The sequence below is a fragment of the Mitsuokella sp. AF33-22 genome (assembly GCF_003475755.1).
Lineage (GTDB): Bacteria > Bacillota > Negativicutes > Selenomonadales > Selenomonadaceae > Mitsuokella.
This window is the reverse complement of sequence record NZ_QRQA01000009.1, coordinates 81,268-102,317: the sequence shown is the minus strand read 5'-3', so window position 1 is coordinate 102,317 and position 21,050 is coordinate 81,268. Positions and strand designations below refer to the sequence as shown.

Below are 21,050 nucleotides of genomic sequence, written 5' to 3'. Positions count from 1 at the left end.
ATGCATCATTTGTTTAATGCATGGCATGCATATGCTGCTGCTGTTTTTCCTGGCATTCCGGGCAAACGCCGAAGAAATAGATCTGATGGTCGGTAAGGGCATAACCGGTCTCACGCGTGACTTCCTGGTATACACCTTCCGTCTTGAGGGCAGGGACATCATCAACGCGGCCGCATTTCGTGCAGCGGACATGCGGGTGATGACTCGTATCCGCATCGTAGCGGAATGCATCCTCGCCTACGTTGAGCTCCTGGGCAAGTCCCAGATCGCAGAGAATGGAAAGGGCCTTGTAGACCGTGGCCAAACTCATCGTGGGGTAGAGGGGCTGCAGCTCCTTGTAGATGGTGTCAGCGTTTGGATGTGCCTTGGTATGGGAAAGCATATTGTAGACAGCCAGACGCTGCGGCGTCACCTTGAAGCCGGCTGCGCGCAGCCGGCCTGCCAGTTCCATCGGGCTTAGCATGGTATTCACCTTCTCCTTGTTTCTTAAAAATTTAATGGTAATGGATAATTTATATCGTTTAATTTATTCTACCCAGAAATTATGTTCATGTCAACTAGTATTTATTATTAAAAGCGCCGTCCCCCCCCCCTTCAGGGCTGGGGATATAAGGCGCGTCCGCCGAATTTGCGTAAGCAATTGAAGGCGGACAACTGCTAACTTTCGTGGTATAATGAACTTAACCTAAAGAATACGAAAGAAAGGAGAAGCCCCGCCACAATAGATACTGGACGAATCGAAAACCAAGGCTCATTGCGAGCAACCAGTTCTTAGCGGGTTGAGGTTGCGTGTATCAACCTGTCGTAATTTAAAGACCTTACGGCTGTAAAGATAACAAGCATTCACATACACAAATACCGTGGGACACACGGGAATTCACGCTTTTGGAGATTGTGTAAGACGAATAGGCTTAGGTCGATTCGCAACGGTCGTTGAATTAAGAATCCTCTGCGTTTACGCATGGGGAGTGTCAATCTGGGAGAAAATGACTTTCTTCTTTGTACGTTGTTTTTGAACGGGATGTGATGGTGTGCAGGCCGCATAAATCACAATAAATGGCTTTACAAGTCGAAAAAGGTATGTTATAATATTTCATGTTCTCAATGAACACGGAGAGGTGTCCGAGTGGTCGAAGGTGCTTGACTCGAAATCAAGTGTGGTTAATAGCCACCGTGGGTTCGAATCCCACCCTCTCTGCCATTTGACGATGAAGCTCTGCAGTGCACTGCAGGGCTTTTTTGTATGTGCAGGACGGTCATTGGAAGAAAGAAAAAGAAGCTGCAGCATCGAGTGAAGACACTCGTCGCTGCAGCTTCTTCTTCGTGCTCTTATTCTGCTGCCTTGATGACTTCTTTGCCATCGTAATAGCCGCATTCCGGGCATACGTGATGCGGCATTTTCGGCTCATGGCACTGCGGGCAAGCTGTGAAGCCCGGAGCCGTCAATTTCCAGTTTGCACGGCGCTGATCGCGACGGGCCTTGGAAGTTTTGCGCTTTGGTACTGCCATTTGATGTTCACCTCCGAGTCAGAAAATCCTTCAGTGAAATCCATGCAATGGGTTGATGCTGATGGATTACGTTCACGTGAATCATGTGATTTTGACACATATATCTATGATAGCCGTTTTTGCCTTGACATGCAAGGAAAATTTTATTTTTTTGACCGGGATTCCCTGTTCCTGGCGGCGGGAAGAAAAAATAGGATTTTCTGACAGAAATATAACAGAAATAAAGGTAATTTCCCTTTCATCGCGAATTATATTATAGAATGGAATCCTGCCTTTGGTTACAGGGGCAGTAGAAAGAAATGAGTGTGGTAGATATGACAAGAAATAGTGAAGTGATCACGGGCAGTGATTTCAAGCGCATGGTATCGGGTGCCTACAGTGAATTCTTGCTGGAATATGAACAGATCAACGGACTCAAGGGAGCGGGGCATCTGCCCGGGACGCATATCCTGCGGACGATGGGCGCTGCTGTCATGCCGCTGGCGGAGACGAAGGACGACAGCATCGGTGGCCTCTCGCGCCGCGTGGCGACGGCGGCCATCTTCGGAGCCCGCGGCAGCGCGGGCATCGTCCTCGCGCAGATGTTCCGCGGACTGTCCAAGGGACTGTCGGGCAAGTACAATGCGACCTCGTCGGAGTTCGGCAAGGCCTTCCAGTACGGCATCCTCTATGCGCAGCGCGTCGTGCCGGAGAAGCCGGAGCGCCCGATCATAACGGTCGCCAAGGCTGTGGCCAAGGGGGCTTACCATGCCGTGCGCGCCAACCTGCCCATCACGGAGATTCTGCAGGCGGCCATTGAGGCCGGCGAAGCATCGCTTGAGCGTGTGGACCATGAAGATGCCGGTGCGCGCATCATGTTCAATTTCCTGTCAGGCTGCCTCAAGGGACTCGACGGCAACTTCGTCTCGCCGGCCGTCAGCCTGTCCCTGGGGCTTGAGGCCGGACAGCCGGGGCTGCAGGACCCGCGCGAGGATCTCGTGCGCCCGTATTGCGTGCGTTTTACGGTGCTCAATACGCGTGTCGATATCCCCGCCCTCGAGCGCCATCTGCGCGAGCATTCGAGCTTTGCGCTCGTGGAGCGTCATGAGAAAGGCGTGGAAGTCCATCTGCATACGGATCATGTCGGCAAGGTCATTGAGCAGGCCGTCGGCTGGGGCCCGCTCAAGAATCTTCATGTGACGAACATGAGCGAGAGCCATGTGCTCGGCGCGCACGGTGCACTCATGAAGGTCGCGCTGCTGGCCGTCGCGGAGAACAAGGTGCAGGCACGGGAACTCCAGGAGGCCGGCGTGCACGTCATCGTCAACGGCAGTGAAGATGCCTGCCCGTCGGTTGGAGAGCTCGTCAATGCCGCGCACAGCGACCTGGCTTCTGCCTACGTGATGATCTCGTGGAGCCGGGACTTCCGCCTGGCCTTCCAGCAGGCCAAGCGCCTGCTCGGCGAGCGCGTCGAGCTCGTCCTCTGCGAGAACAAGATGCAGCAGGCCCGGGCCATCAAGGCCTTTGACCCGCATGAGGATGCGGCTGCCAATGCGCGGGTGATGCAGCAGGCAAGTGAGGAAGCATGAAATCGGACGGCCGCTTGCACATATCGGCCAGATTTGCTAAAATAAATGTATTGTTGCGGTTGTAGCTCAGTTGGATAGAGCGTCCGCCTCCTAAGCGGCAGGTCGTGAGTTCGACTCTCACCAATCGCACCATGCTGAAAAAGCAGAGTCCCCGTCTTCGTCTCGAAGAAGATGGGGGCTCTTTTTGCTTGGCGTAACAATTGTTACAGAATGATGCCGCTGCTCCTGCTATGATAGAGACATCAGGTTGATTCGTATTTTGTATGATATATAAGGAGAGTTCAAGATGGAAAACAAGATGTTTTGCTTTCAGTGCCAGGAAACGGCTGGTTGCAAGGGCTGCACGCAGGTAGGTGTCTGCGGCAAGAAGCCGGAAGTCGCTTTGATGCAGGATCTGCTCATCTACGTGACGAAGGGCCTGTCGGCTGTTACGACGCGCCTGCGCGCTGAGGGCAAGCCGGTTTCGCGTGATGTCAACCACCGCGTGACGGAGAATCTCTTCATCACGATCACGAATGCCAACTTTGACCGCGAGGCCATCGTGGCTGCTGTTGAAACGACGATGCGCTGCAGGGATGAGCTCCTGGCAGAGCTCACGGACCGCGAAGGCCTGCCAGCTGCTGCACTCTGGCAGGACAGCCGTGAGAACTTCGACAGCAAAGCCCGCACGGTCGGCGTCCTCTCGACGGAGAATGAGGATATCCGCAGCCTGCGCGAGCTCATTACGTACGGCCTCAAGGGCCTGGCAGCTTACGTCAAGCATGCCAATGCCCTGCAGCAGGAGAACGAGGAGATCGATGCCTTCCTGCAGTCGGCTCTTGCGCGCCTGCTCGACGATACGCAGACGGCTGAGCAGCTGACGGCCCTGACGCTCGAGACGGGCAAGTTCGGTGTCGACGGCATGGCTCTGCTCGATACGGCCAACACGACGGCTTACGGCAATCCGGAAGTCACGACGGTGGATCTCGGCGTGCGTCAGAACCCGGGCATCCTGATCTCGGGCCACGATCTGCGCGACCTCGAGATGCTGCTTGAGCAGACGGAAGGTACGGGCGTCGATGTCTACACGCACGGCGAGATGCTGCCGGCTCATTACTATCCGAAGTTCAAGCATTACAAGCACTTCGCAGGCAACTACGGCAACGCCTGGTGGAAGCAGAAGGAAGAGTTCGAAGCCTTCAACGGCCCGGTTCTCCTGACGACGAACTGCCTTGTACCGCCGAAGGATTCCTATAAAGCACGTGTATTCACGACGGGTGCCGTCGGCTTCCCGGGCTGCCCGCACATCGAGGTCAAGGCGGACGGCACGAAGGACTTCAGCCCCATCATCGAGATGGCCAAGAAGTGCCAGGCTCCGAAGGAGCTCGAAAAGGGCCAGATCGTCGGCGGTTTCGCTCATGAGCAGGTCTTCGCTGTGGCCGATAAGGTCGTCGAGGCTGTCAAGAGCGGCGCCATCAAGAAGTTCGTCGTCATGGCCGGCTGCGACGGCCGCATGAAGAGCCGCGAGTACTATGCGGAGTTCGCCAAGGCTCTGCCGAAGGATACGGTCATCCTGACAGCTGGCTGCGCGAAGTACAAGTACATCAAGATGAATCTCGGCGATATCGGCGGCATCCCGCGTGTCCTCGATGCCGGACAGTGCAACGACTCCTACAGCCTGGCCCTCATTGCCCTCAAGCTCAAAGAAGTCTTTGGTCTTGACGATGTCAACAAGCTGCCGATCGTCTACAACATTGCCTGGTATGAGCAGAAGGCTGTCATCGTCCTGCTGGCCCTGCTGCATCTCGGCGTCAAGAACATCCATCTCGGACCGACGCTGCCGGCATTCCTCTCTCCGAATGTCGCCAAGGTTCTCGTCGAGAACTTCGGCATCGGCGGCATCACGACCGTTGAAAGCGATATCAAGACGATGATCGGCTGATCGTCGCTCTTGCCCAAAACTGCTGTACGTATATGACGTGCAGCAGTTTTTTATTATACTTTGTTTAGAAGTGGTATTGTATACACGGCGCGGTTGCAGAAGCAACACCTATTTGTCGGTTTGGATGATATAATACAGACAAATGCAACGATTTGAATAATTGGAGGGAAGGACATGAGAAGTTATGATCTTGGCTTGCAGGAGCTTCCGTTCTTTCAGGGATTGAAGCCGGATGAGGTGGAGAATTTCATCGAGGCGGTCGGTGCGGTGGTGAAGCGATATGAGCGGGGAGCGAGGATCCTGCAGGCGTATGAGAAGAACGAACGGATTGGCATCCTCGCGGAGGGGGAAGCCCTGGTCGTTGCGGAAGACCGTTTCGGCAATGAGAGCGTGGGGCACCGGCTGGAGCGCGGCGCGCTGTTTGGCTGTTCTTCTGCCATCCTGCCGGATTTTGCGAGTCCGACGGCCATCGATGCGGTATCCGATGTCCTCGTGCTCTGGGTACCCTATCCGGCGCTGCTGACGGCCGGGCCTCGCCTGGGAAGGATTCACGGCATCGTCATGCGGAATCTCCTCGTGGCTTTCAGCCGCAAGAATATCCTGATGGTGCAGCGGCTGGAGCTGCTCTCGCAGAAGACCCTGCGGGAACGGCTGATCCTCTACCTGCTGCAGCGCAGCAAGCGCCAGCACAGCAGGCGCGTGAAAGTACCGGGGCGCGTACAGCTCGCGAAGGAGCTGGAATGCAACCGCAGTGCGCTGACACGCGAGATCGGCCTCATGAAGGCACAGGGCGTTCTGGAATGCCAGGATGACTGGATGGAATTCCACGATGAGCAGATGGAAGAAAGACGGTGAGGTCATGGTGCACATAACCTTTGATGATGTCACGCAGCGCTTTCGCGGGCGGACGATCTTCGAGCATGTCAGCCGGGATCTGCCAGGCGGACAGGTCACGGCGGTGACCGGTGCCAACGGCAGCGGCAAGTCCACGATGCTGAAGCTGGCTGCTCATCTGCTGCAGCCGTCATCCGGCGCAGTGCGCGTGACAGAGGACGGGAAGGAGCTGCGCCGTGCGGAGCTTCGCGCCCGCCTGGCCATGGTGACGCCGGAACTGCGCTTCTACGCACGGCTGACCGCTTGGGAGAATGCCCGCTTTCTGCTGGGGCTCCGGGGGATCCGGCTGACGCGCGAACGCTTCCGGGAGCTCCTCGAGCGCGTGGAGCTTCCGGAACGCGCCGTCCGCGCTTCTGCCGCAGGGGAATTCTCGACGGGCATGCAGCAGCGCCTGAAGCTGGCCGTCCTGCTCGCCTCAGATGTGTCTGTATGGCTGCTCGATGAGCCCGGTGCCAATCTTGACGAAGCGGGACGCAGCCTGGTGCGGCGGGAGATGCGGCAGGCTGCTGCTGCGGGGAGGCTCGTCTTTCTGGCGACGAATGATGGTCGGGAGGAGGGGATGGCCGATGAACGGATCCATCTTTCAGGGCGTTGAGCTGGTATTCCGGAAGGAGCTCACACTCGGGCTGCGCTTCAAGGCTGCCTGGGCGGCCATGTTCCTGTTTGCGCTGACGACGCTCTCGTGTATCAGCCTGGCTCTGCAGGGCAGCGCACTGGAGCCGCGTCTGCTAGCGGCACTCTTCTGGGTCATCCTGTTTTTCTCGTCTCTGGCGGGGGCAGACCGGGTTTTCGGCGACGAGGATATGGCCGGGACTCTGCTGGTCCTGAAGGTTTACGGGCCATCGCAGGCCATCCTGCTCGGCAAGATGCTCTATACCGCGTTTATCCTGCTGATTCTGGCCGTCTTCATCACGCCGCTGTTCCTGATTTTCATGAATGGCAGTGCCGCCTTGCCGGGCCTGCTGCTGGGAACGCTGGCAGCCGGCATCTGGGGTATCGCGGCGGCGGGCACGCTGATCGCTTCGCTGCTCGTGGGGGCAAGCGTGCACAGCGGTCTGTTTTCCATTCTGATGCTGCCGGTTATCCTGCCGGTGTTCATTCCCGCCATTGCCTTGACGGCAGCGGCCTTCGGGGATGGCACCGCTTCCCTGTCGTACCTCGTCAGCATGATCCTCTACGACCTCATCCTGACGGTCGGCGCATCGCTCTTGTTTGATTATCTTTGGTACGAAGACTAGGGGACTGGAAAGGAAGGGAAGTATCTTGAGAAATGAATATGCCTTGCTGGCCGTCATCCTGGCGCTGACGGCGGTTCTGCTCTATGCCGTATTCTTCGTGGTGCCGCCGGCCGAGGGCCTCGGGAATCTCGTGCGCATCGCCTTTTTCCACATTCCCGTCGCCTGGGTGTCCGTGCTCGCCTTCCTGGTTAGTGCTTTTTATGCCGGCCGTTACCTGAGGCGGCCGGAGCTCCGGTCCGATGCGGTCAGTGCGCAGTCCGCCCGCCTGGGCTTTGCCTTTGTCCTGCTTGCCACGCTGAGCGGTGCCTTTTTTTCCAAGCTGACCTGGGGCGCATACTGGAACTGGGATCCGCGTCAGACGACAATCTTCGTGCTGCTGCTCATCTATGCAGCCTACCTCATGCTGCGCGCCGTCATCCTGGAGCCGCGGCGACGGGCCCGCGTCGCGGCTGTCTACGCGCTGTTCTCATTCCTGACGGTGCCGTTCCTGGTATTCATCATTCCGCGGTTCTATTTCTCTCTGCATCCGTCGCCCGTCATCAACGGCAGCGGCACGGTCCAGATGGATCCCGTCATGCTGCGGGTGCTGTTGGGATCGCTGCTCGATATGACGCTCATCTATGTGGCTCTGCTTCTGCGAGGAGTCCGAAAAAAGGAGGATCTTCATGAAACGTAAGGTATGGCTGATTATCCTGCTGCTGGCCTTTGTGGGCTATGCGGGCTGGAGCTTTGCCGATTCCGTGACGCCGTATGTCGGCATCTCGGAGGCCAAGGCGGCGACGAGCAGTGTGCAGGTCAAGGGACTGCTGGCAGCCGAAGCGCCGGCGCCTCATATGGAAGATGGCAGTTTTGTCTTTACGCTGCAGGATGAGGAGACGGGTGAGACGCTGCCCGTGCGCTACCATGGCACTAAACCGGATCAGTTTGACGAGGCCCATCATATCGTCGCCATCGGCAAAGCCAAAGACGGCGTTTTTGAGGCGGATAAGCTGCTAATCAAGTGTCCGTCCAAATACGAACAGCAGAAACAGTGATTATCGTTTGATTCATTGAAACAAGGAGAAGCCTATGCTTGGAACCATTGCTCTGGCGGCGACGTTGTTTTTTGCGCTGTGCGCCGCACTCGTCTATGGCGTGCGCCTCGAAGGGAGCGAGCGCTACGGTCGCATTCTTGCCGGCCTTTCTTTTCTGACAGCCCTGATGGCCAGTGCCTATCTCATGGCCCTGATCCTCGGCAACCGTTTTGATGTGGCCTATGTGGCGAGCTATTCGTCGACGGATCTGCCGCTCATGTACAAGATCTCAGCTTTCTGGGCCGGCCAGCAGGGGTCGTTTTTGCTCTGGCTGTTCATCCACGCGGCCGCCGCGCTGTTGCTCGTGACGAAGCACCGCATGGAGCAGAGGGGGCTCATGGTCTATATGCTGCTCGAGGCTCTGCTGACCATCCTCGTGCTGGCCAAGAGCCCGTTCGTGCCGGCGGAAGCGGTCGTGCAGGACGGCGTGGGCCTCAATCCGCTGCTGCAGGATCCCTGGATGGCCGTTCATCCGCCCATCATTTTCCTGGGATATGCTCTGTTTGCCGTGCCCTTCTCTTACTGCATGGGGTCCCTGCTGGACGGCGCGTTCACCGGCCCCTGGCTCGAGCGTGCGCGCAAATGGGCGCTCGTCTCCTGGGCTTTCCTCGGTGCCGGCATCTTCATCGGCGGCTACTGGGCTTATAAAGTTCTCGGCTGGGGCGGTTACTGGGGCTGGGACCCCGTTGAGAATTCCTCGCTTGTGCCCTGGCTCCTTGCCGGTGTCTTCCTCCATATCCTGCACGTCGCACGCCGGCGGCAGGCGGCACTTTCCGTCATGCACCTTGCCGTCATCTTTGCCTTTTCTCTCGTCATCTATGGCACGTTCCTGACGCGCAGCGGCATCCTCGGCGATTTTTCCGTGCATTCCTTCAGCGGCACGAGCATTGGCATGACGCTGGCCGTCGTCAATGCCCTCGTGCTTGTCGGCGCCCTGATCCTCCTGGCGGTAAAGGCTGGACGCCTGCCGCAGGGCAGCATGTATCCGGCGCATGACAGCCGGGAGTTCCTGCTGCTGCTCGGTTCCCTGATCCTCGTCTTCCTGGCGGCCATCATCTTCCTCGGCATGTCCATGCCGCTCTTCACGCAGCTCATCGGACAGCCGGCTGCCGTTGACAGTGCCTTCTATGTCCGGACGACGATGCCGCTGGCCATCGCTATGTGCATCGTCATGACGCTCTCCTGTCTGCGCGGCTGGCAGCAGCAGACTGGGGAAAGACCGCGCCTGCTGCTGGCTGTCCTGGCCGTTATCGGCCTCGTCTGCCCGCTGCTCGTCGGCGTGAGGGAAGTGATGCCCATCCTGCTCTCAGCCGTCGCGGTCATTGCCTTCGGCACGGCTTTTTACAGCGCGCATCGCGGACTGCTCGGCGCGGGCGGCATGATCGCACACGCAGGCGTCAGCCTGGCTCTCTTCGCGATGGTCCTCGCAGGCAGCGGCAGCCAGTCGCTGACGAAGGAACTGGCTCCCGGCGACTCCGTGATGCTCGCGGGCTATACGGTGACGTACGAGGGGCAGGTCTTTGCCGAAGACGGCACGGCCAAGCACTACCGCTACCTGGTTGACGGCGAGGAAGCCCGGGCTCTGACGAAACTTCACAAGAACGGTGAGGACGCCGCGCGCGAGCCGGCCATCGCGCATACGCTGACGGGCGATATCTACATCGCGCCGACGCCGCCGCGCACGACGGGCCGGGAAGAACTCCTGCTCAAGAAAGGGCGCATGGCCATGGATGACCGCTTTGCCTACCGTTATGAAAATGTGACAATGGAAAATCAGCCGGGCGGCAAGATGCTCGTGACGGCGGAGATCTCCGTCACGGACGGGGAGAAGGTCGAGCATGCGAAGCCGCAGATCCTCGCGACGCTGGATGGCGGTACCTCTGAACCCATTCCCATCTTTGGCGGCGAGAAGAGGCTGCGTCTGACGGGCATTTCCGGCAATGATGACCAGGCGCGCATCGAGATCCTGCCCTCGGCCGCGGAAGAGGCCAGCCAGCCCATCACGGCATCGGTCAGCTCGAAGCCGTATATCTATCTGCTCTGGCTCGGCGCTCTGGCTGTGACAGCCGGCTGTTTCCTGGCCGTGCGGCGCTGAAAAAAGAACAGGAGCTGCTGCTTTGGTGAACCGTTCACCAAAGCGGCAGCTCCTGTTTTGTCTATTCTATATTGTCAGTCCGGCTGCGGTACGCTCAGACGGCGCAGCCGGTCCGTCAGATACGAGAGCGTGGCAAACTGATCCTCGATGTTCTGGCGGATCTCGTCCGCTGCTGCAGTGCTGCAGTCACAGGCAGAAATCGCTTCCTCGGGGGAAGCCGCGGTGGTGCCGATTTGCTGCTTGATGGCTTCGAGGGAGGCCATCTGCAGAAGACGAATGGCCCCTGTTGTCTGTCGGGCGAGCGTCAGCAGGCCTTCCTGCTGCTGGCTGTCCGAAAGGGGTGTGGCAGATGAAAGCTGCCAGTACTCTTTTTTCAGGTGTTCTTGGAAGTATTCGGCCAGTCCGGTCAGCAGATGGCTGGCCGAGGCGACCGAGGCGGTGCGATGGCCGGGGATGATCGTGAGGTCTTCGCGCAGATGCTCGCGGAAAGGGGAGGCGAGCAGCAGGTCTTTGCCTACGAACGGTTCCACGCCAATGAGCCAGCGGGCTTTTTCCAGTTCTTCCATGAGTGCATCCTTCGGCATTTCCTCGAAGGCCAGCGGCCGGAAATCGAGCTTGTCGATGCCGAGCTCCCGGCATTCCCGGATGAGCAGCTGTGTATAAGGATAGAGGTTGTTGAAGACATAGACCGTTTCGCCGGCCGGAATCCTCGCGATATCGAGGAAAAAGCGCGTCGTCGGATGGAGATCGAAGACGCAGAGCTGTTTTTCGGGCAACACGCAGCGCAAGAAGGGCTCCTGCGTGATGGCACAGATGTAGAAGGTATCCGGGGACGGCGCCTTGATTTCACTGGTCAACTTGATTTGAAGCGGCAGAGAGCCGCCGAGCAGGGCGCGCGTGATGCCCGCAATCTCGCGGGCGACGAGTTTGCTGCTGCCCACAGCGAGCAGACGGGGATTATGCATGAGGAGAGCCTCCTTTTTTGATCAGGCCGAGAAATGCTTCGGCGGCATGGGAGAGATGATGGCCGGTTTTCCAGAAGACGGAGCTTGTCAGGGAAAGCGGCGGCTCCAGGGGGATGGTGGCCAGCTCGCCGTCATCTTCCACTAGGCTTTCCGGCAGGATCGAGATGCCGCAGCCCGCCGCGACGAGGCCCTTGATTGTCTGCACGCTTTGCGCCTCGAAGAGGATGCGGGGCAGGCTCTCTGCCTGCTCGAAGGCCTCGATGATATTCTGGCGATACAGGCAGTTTTTGGGAAGCAGGATGAGTTCTTCACCGGCAAGGTCCGTGAGTGCGAGCGTGTTGCGCCGGTGCAACGGATGACGGCGGCTGCAGCAGATCACGAGCTCCTCGGTGGCGAGTTCCAGGCTGGAAAGCGCCGAATTGCCAGCAGGCGCTGCGAAAATGGCGAGATCGATCTTGTCTTCCAGCAGGGCCTGCTGCAGACCGGTAGTATCTTCTTCCCGCAGGGCAATCTGGATATCGGGGAAGGCCAGGTGATAGGCCTGCAGCTGGTGGACAATCGAGCGCATGCCGCCGAGCGGCGTGAGCCCGAGCATCAGCACGCCGCTTGTCAGATTCTTGAGCGCATGGATCTCTTCGACGGTGGTGGTGATGCCATGCATGATTTTTTCCACATGGCTGGCAAAGATGCGTCCCTCCGCCGTCAGTGTGGCAAGCTTTTGGCTGCGGTCAAAGAGCTGGATGCCCAGCTCTTCCTCGAGGCTGCGGATGGCATTGGTGACGGCGGGCTGCGAGACATACAGCCGTTCCGCCGCGCGCGTGAAGCTGCCTGCCTCGCGCACCATGAGGAAGTATTCGAGTTGTCGTATTTCCAAAGATGTGCCTCCTTTTCTGCTGGAACTTCTTTTGTTTCTTTAAAGGAAACTTCTGCATCAGCGGACCGGTGCCCTGCTGACGGCTCATAAGAAATTCAAGTTTTATCATAACGAGAACTTATATGATAAATTTTAATGATTTACAAATAAAATAACAATACTTAATATTTATCGATATACCGGCCTGCACGAAGGACTTTTGCTTTGAGCGGGCTTTTTTGTGCCTTTGGCGTTATATTTTGATAAGATGAGTCTATTTCACTTGAACATGACTTTGATGATACGATAAAAACAGATTGAAGCGGACCCCATGAGGGGCCGATAAAGAGAAAGGCATGAGCCAGTGACCCGCGTGAAGAAGCGGGCGGAAGACTGGCGATTTGGAAAGGGGTTTTTAACATGTCAGCAACGGTCATCGACAGCCAGATCCATGGTTTCCTGTTCGGTACGGAAGAAATGAATGCGGTTTTCTCGGAGAAGTCCTGGGTACAGAAATGGCTGGATACGGAAGCGGCCCTGGCACAGGCACAGGGCGAGCTCGGCGTCATCCCGAAGGAGAAGGCCGACATCATCGTCAAGTATGCCAAGGCTGATCTCATCGATATCCCGTCCATCGGCGAAGGCTACAAGAGCTCCATCACGATCGTGCCGCTTCTGAATGCCTTCAAGAAGATCCTGCCGGAGCATGCCGGCGAGTTTGTGCACTGGGGTGCGACGAGCCAGGATATCGTCGATACGGGCATGGTTCTCCTGGAGCGCGATGCCTATGACATCATCCTGCGCGATGCCAAGGCCTGCCTCAAGGCCATTCTCAAGCTCGTCAAGAAATACCGTGATACGCCGGAAGCTGGCCGCACGCATGTCGTCCATGCCATCCCCATCACGTTCGGCTACAAGGCAGCCGTTTGGGCTGACGAGCTGGGCCGCCAGATCGAGCGCCTCGAGGGCATGAAGAAACGCGTCTTCGTCGGCGAGATGGCCGGTGCCGTCGGCACGCTCGCTTCGCAGCCGGAGAAGGGGCTTGAGACGCAGCAGCGCATGTTCGAGATCCTGGGCCTCGAGGTCCCGACGATTGCCTGGCATGTCGCGCGCGACAATCAGGCGGAATTTGCCAGCATGCTCGCACTGCTTGCCGGCACGCTCGGCCGCATCGCACATGAAATCTTCACGCTGCAGCGCACGGAGATCCTGGAGCTCGAGGAGCCGTTCTTCATGGGCAAGGTCGGTTCCTCCACGATGCCGCACAAGCGCAATCCGGCCGTGCTTGAGAATGTTCTGGCCCTGCTGCGCAACGTTCGCGGCATCGCTCCGACGGTCGTCGAGAGCATGGTTTCGGAGAATGAGCGCGACTGGGGCTGCTTCATCTCCGAGTGGGAAGCCATCCCGCGCGCCTGTGAGCTCATGGCCACGGCGCTGCACAAGACGAAGTACATTCTCGAGAACCTCATCGTCTACGAGAAACATATGGAGCGCAATCTCTTCGTCCAGAAGGGCCTCATGATGAGCGAGTGCGTCATGATGCATCTGGCCCGCAAGCTTGGCCGCCTGACGTCACATCACATCGTCTACAATGCCTGCATGGAAGCCTATGAGAAGGAGATTCCGCTCAAGGACGTGCTCATGAAGACGAAGGAAGTCGAGGACGCCTTCACGGAAGAAGAAATCGACTACATGCTCGATCCACACAACTACCTCGGCCTTGCACCGGTATTCTGCGATCGCGTACTCGTCAAGTACGCTGCTTATGCAGAGGCCTGAGCACTTACAAGAGGTGAATGAAAATGGATGCAAATCAAAAGAAAAAGCTGGCTGGCGTCATCCTGCTCGGCGCAGTGATCTGGTTTCTGCCGCATCCTGATGCGATTACGCCGATTGCCTGGCATCTGTTCGCCGTCTTTGCGGCGACCATCGCAGGGTTTATCCTGCAGCCGCTGCCAATCGGCGCCGTCGCCTTCATCGGTGTATCGGTGGCCGCGCTGCTGGGTGTCGTCAGCGTAAAGGTTGCGATCTCCGGCTACGGCAACAGTACGATTTGGCTCATTGTCTGCGCGTTCCTGCTGGCCAGGGCCTTCATCAAAAGCGGGCTCGGCAGCCGCATCGCGTATCTCATCATCAAGGCCATCGGCAAATCGAGCCTGACGCTCGGCTATGCCATCACGCTCTCGGATTTTGTCATCTCGCCGGCCACACCTTCGAGCACGGCCCGTGCGGGCGGCATCATCTACCCGATCATACGCAGCCTGTCGACGGCACTTCACTCGGAGCCTGATGATGGCACGGCGCGCAAATTCGGCGCCTACATTATGCAGATTGAGTATCAGGCCAATGCCATCACCTGCGCGATGTTCATGACGGCGATGGCCGGCAACCCGATGGCTGTCGAGCTTGCCGCCAAGACCATCGGAGTCGAGATCACCTGGAGCGCCTGGGCCATGGCCGCCATCGTGCCGGGCCTGATCTCGCTGCTCCTGATGCCGTATCTTCTCTACAAGCTCTATCCGCCCGAGATCCACGAGATGCCGCACGCCAAACAGATGGCTGTGGAGGCACTCGAGAAGATGGGCCCCATGAGCTGGATGGAGAAGATCGTGCTGGCCGTCTTCGTCGGTTCGCTGGCACTCTGGGCCACGTCGTCGCTGACGCATATGAATGCGACGGGTGTCGGCATGCTGGCTGTCACGGTCCTGCTGCTGACGAACGTGCTGACCTGGCAGGATGTCCTGCAGGAAAAGGGCGCCTGGAACACGATGTTCTGGATGGGGTCGCTGATCGCTCTCGCCGGTGCACTCTCGAGCTCCGGTTTCATCAAAGTGGTGGCCGATATGGCCGGTGCCGCCATCCAGAGTGCAGGCATGAGCTGGCTGATGGCCTTCATCATCCTCGTGCTCATCTACGTCTATTCGCACTATGCGTTTGCGAGCGTCTCGGCACATATCGGCGCCATGTACGCGGCCTTCCTCGCCGTGGCCGTGGCCGTCGGCACGCCGCCCCTCCTCGCCGCGATTTCCTTTGCCGCCCTCTCGAACATCATGATTCCGCTGACGCATTACGGCGGCGGTGCAGCGCCGATCCTCTACGGTGCCGGTTACGTGCCGCAGGGGACCTGGTGGAAGCTCGGCTTCATCATCGTCACGGTCAATCTCGTCATCTGGCTCGGCATTGGCTCGCTCTGGTGGCATGTCATTGGGCTCTGGTAAATCATAAGACCACTGTTTCATAAATATTAAATATGAAAAGATTCTGAAAGGTGTTGCGTCAGCAACGCCTTTCTTTTTATGCTAATGATATAATAATAAAAAACAAGGTAGATTAGGAGGGAATATCCGGAGCTCTACAGGATCGCGAAGTAGTAGCGAAATATCTCATGCGTGGGCAGTGCTCATGCATCGGGCAGCAGAGGAGGGAGACTGTAGTGGAGTTCAAGCAATTATTTCAGAAGCATACGCTGGCCTGCCTGGCGGGCGGCTTCGTCATCGGCGTAGCGGTCTGCGGCATCGGCTCAGCGGCAATGGCCTTCTCAGGATCGCCGGCGTTCTGCGGATCGTGCCATGCGATGGACAAGGAGGCGGCGACCTTCGCGATGTCTTCACATCGCGCGCTGGAATGCACGGACTGCCACCTGCCGCACGACAATGTCGTGCACTACATGTTTGAGAAAGGCCGCACGGGCATGATTGATACGTATCATGAAGTGCTCCGCGACTATCCGGCGAACATCAAGATATCGGCAGATGGGCGGCAGACGGTTAATGACAACTGCCTGCGCTGCCATCAGACGACGATGGGCAATGTCCATGCCGATGTCGGTGTCAGCATGGATACCGGCGGCGACTGCCTCAAGTGTCACAGCAGCATCGCACATGGCTCGAATCATCTCGAAGGGGGGATAAAAGTTGAGTAAGCTACAGAAGATCATAGCCGGAATCGCAGCGGTCTGTGTTGTCTTCTTCGGTTTTGTCGTGGTTCGCATCACGGCGGCACCCAACGACAACAGCGTCAAGCTCGCCAAGATTCCCCAGGAGAAGCAGCTCGGCAAGGAAGCCTACAAGGAAGCCTATCCGCTGGAGTACAACTCGTTCATGAAGAACAATGATACCTCGCCGTCGCCGACGGGATACGGCGGTGCCCAGGAAGGAAATTCGCATCTGACGGAACAGCCGGAGATGCTCGAGAACTTCAAAGGCTACAAGTTCGCCATCCAGTACGATGACGACCGCGGCCACACGTATGCAGGTGAGGATTTCAAGAATACGAAGCGCCTGCCCGGTCAGAAGGGCAACTGCATCACCTGCAAGAGCTCGTACATGTATGATGTCTATTACAAGCAGAGCGGCTGGGACTATGCATCCAAGCCAATCGAGGAAGCCATGGGTCCAATCGAGGACGACCAGTGGTTCGGCTGCTCGACCTGTCACGATCCTGAGACGATGGAACTCCGCGTCTATCAGCAGGGCTTCATCGATTCGATGGCCCGCCGCGGCATTGACGTGAACAACGCGTCGCATAACGACAAGCGCGCGTATGTCTGCGCACAATGCCACAATGAGTACTACTTCACGAAGGAAGACGGCCGCGTCAACCATCCGTTTGACAACGGACTCGATGCAGAAGCCGAGTATCAGTTCTATCAGTCCGGTCAGGCCGGCGGCTTTACGCAGGACTGGATCCATGCGGACTCCAAGGCCCCGATGCTCAAGGCACAGCATCCGGACTTCGAGGCATGGGCAACGAGCGTTCATGCCGATGCCGGTGTGACCTGCGTCGACTGCCATATGCCGTACATGCGTGAGAACGGCCAGAAATACACGTCGCACTGGATGACGAATCCGCTGAAGACGACAGAAGAGTCTTGCCTCAAGTGCCATGACGAGAGTGCAGAGACACTCAAGGCACGCGTACAGACGATTGGCGACAACACCTTCAAACTGCAGCGCATTGCCGGCCAGACGGTCGCTCAGGCACATCTGACGATCAAGGCCGCCATGGATGCCGGCGCTACGGACGAGCAGCTTGCTCAGCCGCGCCAGCTCGTGCGCGAAGCGCAGTGGTACTGGGATTGGGTAGCTGCAGAAAACAGCATGGGCTTCCACAATCCGGACAAGATTATGCGCACGCTCGGCCTTGCCATCGATAAGGCACATCAGAGCATTGAACAGACGAATGCAGCCGTGAAAGGCAGCTTGTAATCAGCGCAGCTCAGGCCCCCGGATAAGGACGGGGCCTGGCACGTAAAGAGGGCGTATGCCCCGGGTCTTTGACCTGGGGCATACGCCCTTTCTTGTACTTTATTTATTAACGGTTCAGTTTGATGCTTTTGCGTCCTTGATGCGGCGTGCTACGGCGTAGATCATGATGCAGAGGCCGAAGTACGCGAGAATGCCGAGGAACGTGGCAGCCGGCGTTTCGGACCAGGCCTTCATGAACCAGTCAATGCCAGCGATATGCAGGCAGGCGCTGATGAGGCTGCCGATGGCGCCGCCGGCAACGAAGCCAGAAGCGACGATATTGCCCTCGCCGAGGCGCAGGGCATTGATTTTTTCATCCTTGCTGCTGTGCGAGACGAGGTAGGAAATCAGGCCGCCGACGAGTACCGGCGTGTTGATTTCCATGGGCAGATAGGTGCCGAGCGCGAAGGCGAGTGGCGGAATCTTCATCATCCAGAGCAGGACGGCGAAGAACGCGCCGGCAAGATAGAGCGGCCAGGGGGCGTCGCCGCCGTCCATCATCGGTTTGACGATGGCGGCCATGGCGTTGGCCTGCGGGGCGGAGAGAGCGCCTTCGCCCGTGAAGCCGTAGGCATGGTTCAGCAGGAACAGGACGCCGACGGATACAAAGCTCGTGAGGATGATGGAAACGATCTGCCACTGCTGCATTTTCTTCGGCGTGGCGCCCGTGAGATAGGCCACCTTGAGCTCCGACATGAAGTTGCCGGATACGGCCAGCGTTGCGCAGAGGAAGGCGGCCATCATGAGGATGGCGACGATGCCGGCATTGCCGTGCATGCCGACCTGGCCCATGAGGACGGCCGAGACGAGAATCATGAAGATGGTCATGCCGGAAACCGGCTCATTGCCCGTGAAGGCGATGGAGCTGATGCCGACGACGGAGAGCAGCAGCGAGAAGAGGAGGATGATGCAGAAGGCCACGCCCGTCTGCACGAGGCTTTCCGAGCAGTTGAAGTGGAAGAACAGCGTGAAGAGGATGACCATGAGGAAGGTGCCGATGACGATCTGCGTCATCGGGATATCCTTCTGCGTGCGCAGCAGGTTATCCGTGGAGGCAGGGCCTGAGGTGAAGAGGTCGTGCAGGGCGCGCTTCACGACGCGCACGACGACGCCGGACATCGAGAGCAGGCCGATGATGCCGGCCATGGCCAGCATGCCGATGCCGATGTGGCGGACGTACTGGGAGAAGACGGCCATGATCGGCGCATCAGCGAGCAGTATCGCCTGACCGCCGACCGTCATGACGTGTTCACCGCCCAGGTAGTAGACGACCGGGATGCAGACGAACCAGGAGAAGAAGGAGCCGGCGGCGATGATCAAGGCGTAACGCAGACCCGTGAAGTAGCCAATGCCGAGCAGTGCGGCGTCATTGTCAAGGCTGAAGATGAGCTTGTACTTGTCGGCCAGGGCCTGTCCCCAAGAGAACGTCATCGTCGACAGGACTTCCTGCCACCAGCCGAGCGTATTGAGTACGAAGTCGTAGACCATGGCAACCAGGCCGCTTAAGATCATCGTGCGGGCCTTGGAGCCCTCGTTGCAGACGAGGACCTCCGCTGCGGCACGGCCTGAGGGGAATGGATAGACAGCGTCCATCTCCTCGCAGAAATAGCGGCGGAACGTGGTCGCCAGCAGTACGCCGAGCACGCCGCCGAGCACGATCGGTGTGGCCATCTGCAGGAACGAGATGCCGTTGATGTGCAGGATGAACAGAGCCGGCAGGATGAACATGACGCCGCCGATGATATTCGTACCGGCACTGGCGATGGCCTGGATATGAACGGTTTCGGGGAATGCGTTCTTGCGGTGGAACATGACAGCCATGCCCATGGCCAGAACGGAGACGGGGGCGAAGGCATCGACCGTCTGGCCGATCTTGAGGCAGAGGTACCCGACTGCCAGCGCGAAGAGCGCGGCGAAGAACAGGCCCCAGCCGATGACATAAGCGTTGATCTCGACGTAATTCTTGTGTGGTGACATGGGCGGCTCGTACGATTCGGCCGCACTGCGCTTATCCGACATGAAATCAATCCTTCCTGAAGCTGGAAAAAATACACATTCTGTCTCCTAGAGGAGAACATGAACCATGGTATATTGTAATTTGTAATTGGATAAGTGTCAATCATGACAAGATTAAAGATGGTTATAAGATGACAGATGATAGATTTACATATGTCTCTTTAAGTAAAACAAAAATATCAAAAATGAAGCACAGCTGGCAAAGGATAACGGCTGTTGTGGTTGAAGACAAAAACAAAAGTTCCGCTTTCACAAGCGGAACTTTGAGGTTATTTCTATAATATTTTTCTGACGGGGTTCATCTGGTCAAGCTTCGACCGGTGTTTCTTCAATTTGTCCCTTGAGATCGTGGTCCGTCATTGCGCAGACGGCGGAATCCGACCAGACATTTTCGGCCGTCTCAATCATGTCGATGATCGTGTAGATCGGCAGGATGACGCCCATGAGGCCGAGCGGCGCACCGAGCGAGGACATCAGGGAAAGCGTCAGGAAGTAGCAGCCCATCGGGACGCCGGCGTTGCCGATGGCGGCGAGTACGGCGACGAAGAGCCAGGTGATCATCGTGCCGAGCGAGAGCTCGAAGCCGGCATTCTGCATGACGAAGAGCGACGTGACGAGGATAAAGGCGGCGCAGCCGTTCATGTTGATCGTCGTGCAGATCGGCAGCACGAAGCGCGAGACGCGCGGGTTGACTTTGAGGCGGGCCTCCGCCGATGCCAGCGTTACGGGCAGCGTGCCGGCCGAACTTTTGGTGAAGAGGGCCACGGCGATGGCCGGTGCCATCTTGCGGAATACGTAGAGCGGATTGAGGCCGCGAGCGAGCAGGAAGAGCGGGATGACCAGGAAGAACTGGATGAAGTTGCCGCCGAGTACGACGAGCGTGTACTTGCCGAGCGCACCGACGATGACACCGGCTTCAATCTGCGAGGAGAGCTGAGCGGCAAAGGCCAGGATGCCGGCCGGCAGGGCCCAGAGCAGCGCGCGGATCAGCGTGAACAAGAGCTCCTGGAGTCCTTGGATGCCCTTGAGGAGCACGGCGCGGTTTTCCGTCTTCGGCATGAAGGCGAGCGCCAGGCCGACGGCTGCAGCAATCAGCATGACGGAGAGCACGTTGCCCGAGAGGAATGGCTGCAGCATGTTGTTCGGGATGACCGAGAGGAAATGATCATAATAGGAAAGGGAACCGAGCTTCTGCATCGGGACGTCGGAAGCACCGGCGCCGATGATGTCGGCCGGCAGATTGCCGGGCGCGATCCAGAGGTAGAGGATGAGGCCGATGGCAGCAGCGGAAATCGTCGTCAGCAGCGTGTAGGTAACGGCATGCGCGAAGATGCGGCCCGTGTCCTTCTTGGCACCGAGAGCCGAGAGCGTCGTGATGACGGCCAGGGCGATAGTCGGCACGGCGATGAACTGGAAGAGGCGCGTGAAGACCGTGGCGACGAAATTGAAGAGGTCGTTGAGGGCCGGAATCTGCAGCCAGCCGAGGATAGCGCCGATGACGAGTGCGCCGAACCAGAGGGCCATCTGCTTGAGCTGGCCGCCCTGATTCTTTTTCAGGGCTTCTGTACGTGCGCGATCCACGTCATTATTTTTGAGATCGTTTGACATAAGATACCTTCTTTCCAACTATGCTTACTAAGAAATAGATGAATGCATATATGATTAATATGTT

The 21,050-nt window shown here is 57.9% G+C and carries 18 protein-coding genes and 2 tRNA genes; 14 read left to right on the top strand and 6 right to left on the bottom strand.

The features are described from left to right. Positions 1-13 precede the first annotated feature (13 nt). Positions 14-463 carry a Fur family transcriptional regulator gene (locus DWZ54_RS07245; protein WP_118475150.1) on the bottom strand — a complete coding sequence of 150 codons (450 nt, stop codon included), beginning with the start codon at positions 461-463 and terminating at the stop codon, positions 14-16. 649 nt (positions 464-1,112) lie between these two features. Between DWZ54_RS07245 and DWZ54_RS07240 the strand changes: the two genes are divergently transcribed. After that, positions 1,113-1,201 (top strand) — tRNA-Ser (locus DWZ54_RS07240). Positions 1,202-1,329: 128 nt separating this feature from the next. Here the strand turns inward: DWZ54_RS07240 and rpmF are convergent. Next, positions 1,330-1,509 carry a 50S ribosomal protein L32 gene (gene rpmF / locus DWZ54_RS07235; protein WP_118015101.1) on the bottom strand — a complete coding sequence of 60 codons (180 nt, stop codon included), beginning with the start codon at positions 1,507-1,509 and terminating at the stop codon, positions 1,330-1,332. A gap of 314 nt (positions 1,510-1,823) precedes the next feature. On the opposite strand from rpmF, the gene DWZ54_RS07230 reads away from it, so the two are divergent. The 9 genes from DWZ54_RS07230 to DWZ54_RS07190 all read left to right on the top strand — a co-directional run bounded on the left by DWZ54_RS07230 (position 1,824) and on the right by DWZ54_RS07190 (position 10,298). Continuing rightward, complete coding sequence (locus DWZ54_RS07230) at positions 1,824-3,077, top strand: DAK2 domain-containing protein (protein ID WP_118475148.1); 1,254 nt, start codon at positions 1,824-1,826, stop codon at positions 3,075-3,077. Between the two features lie 55 nt (positions 3,078-3,132). Continuing rightward, positions 3,133-3,209, top strand: a tRNA-Arg gene (locus DWZ54_RS07225). A 154-nt stretch (positions 3,210-3,363) separates the two neighbouring features. Further along, entirely contained in the window at positions 3,364-4,998 is a 1,635-nt protein-coding gene (hcp, locus tag DWZ54_RS07220; protein WP_118475146.1) for a hydroxylamine reductase, read from the top strand. Between the two features lie 174 nt (positions 4,999-5,172). Next, entirely contained in the window at positions 5,173-5,853 is a 681-nt protein-coding gene (locus tag DWZ54_RS07215) for a Crp/Fnr family transcriptional regulator (protein ID WP_118475144.1), read from the top strand. Beyond that, positions 5,828-6,487 (top strand): ABC transporter ATP-binding protein, encoded by a 660-nt coding sequence (locus DWZ54_RS07210; protein ID WP_233541647.1) that lies wholly within the window; start codon positions 5,828-5,830, stop codon positions 6,485-6,487. Before DWZ54_RS07215 ends, DWZ54_RS07210 begins: the two co-directional genes overlap by 26 nt. After that, the gene (locus DWZ54_RS07205; RefSeq protein ID WP_118475140.1) at positions 6,459-7,130 is read left to right on the top strand and encodes a heme exporter protein CcmB; all 672 of its coding nucleotides are present in this window, start codon (positions 6,459-6,461) and stop codon (positions 7,128-7,130) included. Before DWZ54_RS07210 ends, DWZ54_RS07205 begins: the two co-directional genes overlap by 29 nt. A 25-nt stretch (positions 7,131-7,155) precedes the next feature. Beyond that, positions 7,156-7,806, top strand: a complete 651-nt coding sequence (locus DWZ54_RS07200; RefSeq protein WP_118475138.1) for a cytochrome c biogenesis protein — start codon at positions 7,156-7,158, stop codon at positions 7,804-7,806. Continuing rightward, the gene (locus DWZ54_RS07195; protein ID WP_118015108.1) at positions 7,796-8,164 is read left to right on the top strand and encodes a cytochrome c maturation protein CcmE; all 369 of its coding nucleotides are present in this window, start codon (positions 7,796-7,798) and stop codon (positions 8,162-8,164) included. Before DWZ54_RS07200 ends, DWZ54_RS07195 begins: the two co-directional genes overlap by 11 nt. Positions 8,165-8,198: 34 nt before the next feature. Continuing rightward, positions 8,199-10,298 (top strand): heme lyase CcmF/NrfE family subunit, encoded by a 2,100-nt coding sequence (locus tag DWZ54_RS07190; RefSeq protein ID WP_118475136.1) that lies wholly within the window; start codon positions 8,199-8,201, stop codon positions 10,296-10,298. 74 nt (positions 10,299-10,372) lie between these two features. On the opposite strand, the gene DWZ54_RS07185 is transcribed toward DWZ54_RS07190, so the two are convergent. Beyond that, positions 10,373-11,263: a hypothetical protein gene (locus DWZ54_RS07185; protein WP_118475135.1), complete on the bottom strand. Its 891-nt coding sequence runs from the start codon at positions 11,261-11,263 to the stop codon at positions 10,373-10,375. Then, positions 11,256-12,137 (bottom strand): LysR family transcriptional regulator, encoded by an 882-nt coding sequence (locus tag DWZ54_RS07180; protein WP_118475133.1) that lies wholly within the window; start codon positions 12,135-12,137, stop codon positions 11,256-11,258. The genes DWZ54_RS07185 and DWZ54_RS07180 overlap by 8 nt, the downstream gene beginning before the upstream one ends. 399 nt (positions 12,138-12,536) lie before the next feature. Between DWZ54_RS07180 and purB the strand changes: the two genes are divergently transcribed. The 4 genes from purB (at position 12,537) to DWZ54_RS07160 (ending at position 17,323) form a co-directional block, all read left to right on the top strand. After that, complete coding sequence (gene purB / locus DWZ54_RS07175; RefSeq protein WP_118475131.1) at positions 12,537-13,895, top strand: adenylosuccinate lyase; 1,359 nt, start codon at positions 12,537-12,539, stop codon at positions 13,893-13,895. Positions 13,896-13,912: 17 nt separating this feature from the next. Continuing rightward, entirely contained in the window at positions 13,913-15,334 is a 1,422-nt protein-coding gene (locus tag DWZ54_RS07170) for an anion permease (RefSeq protein WP_118475129.1), read from the top strand. 215 nt (positions 15,335-15,549) lie between these two features. Further along, entirely contained in the window at positions 15,550-16,038 is a 489-nt protein-coding gene (locus DWZ54_RS07165) for a NapC/NirT family cytochrome c (protein ID WP_118015115.1), read from the top strand. Then, the gene (locus DWZ54_RS07160; RefSeq protein ID WP_118475127.1) at positions 16,031-17,323 is read left to right on the top strand and encodes an ammonia-forming cytochrome c nitrite reductase subunit c552; all 1,293 of its coding nucleotides are present in this window, start codon (positions 16,031-16,033) and stop codon (positions 17,321-17,323) included. The genes DWZ54_RS07165 and DWZ54_RS07160 overlap by 8 nt, the downstream gene beginning before the upstream one ends. Positions 17,324-17,437: 114 nt before the next feature. Here DWZ54_RS07160 and DWZ54_RS07155 read toward each other — a convergent pair whose 3' ends face one another. Next, positions 17,438-19,381 carry an OPT family oligopeptide transporter gene (locus DWZ54_RS07155; protein ID WP_118475125.1) on the bottom strand — a complete coding sequence of 648 codons (1,944 nt, stop codon included), beginning with the start codon at positions 19,379-19,381 and terminating at the stop codon, positions 17,438-17,440. 303 nt (positions 19,382-19,684) lie between these two features. Next, entirely contained in the window at positions 19,685-20,986 is a 1,302-nt protein-coding gene (locus DWZ54_RS07150; RefSeq protein WP_118015118.1) for a dicarboxylate/amino acid:cation symporter, read from the bottom strand. Positions 20,987-21,050 lie beyond the last annotated feature (64 nt).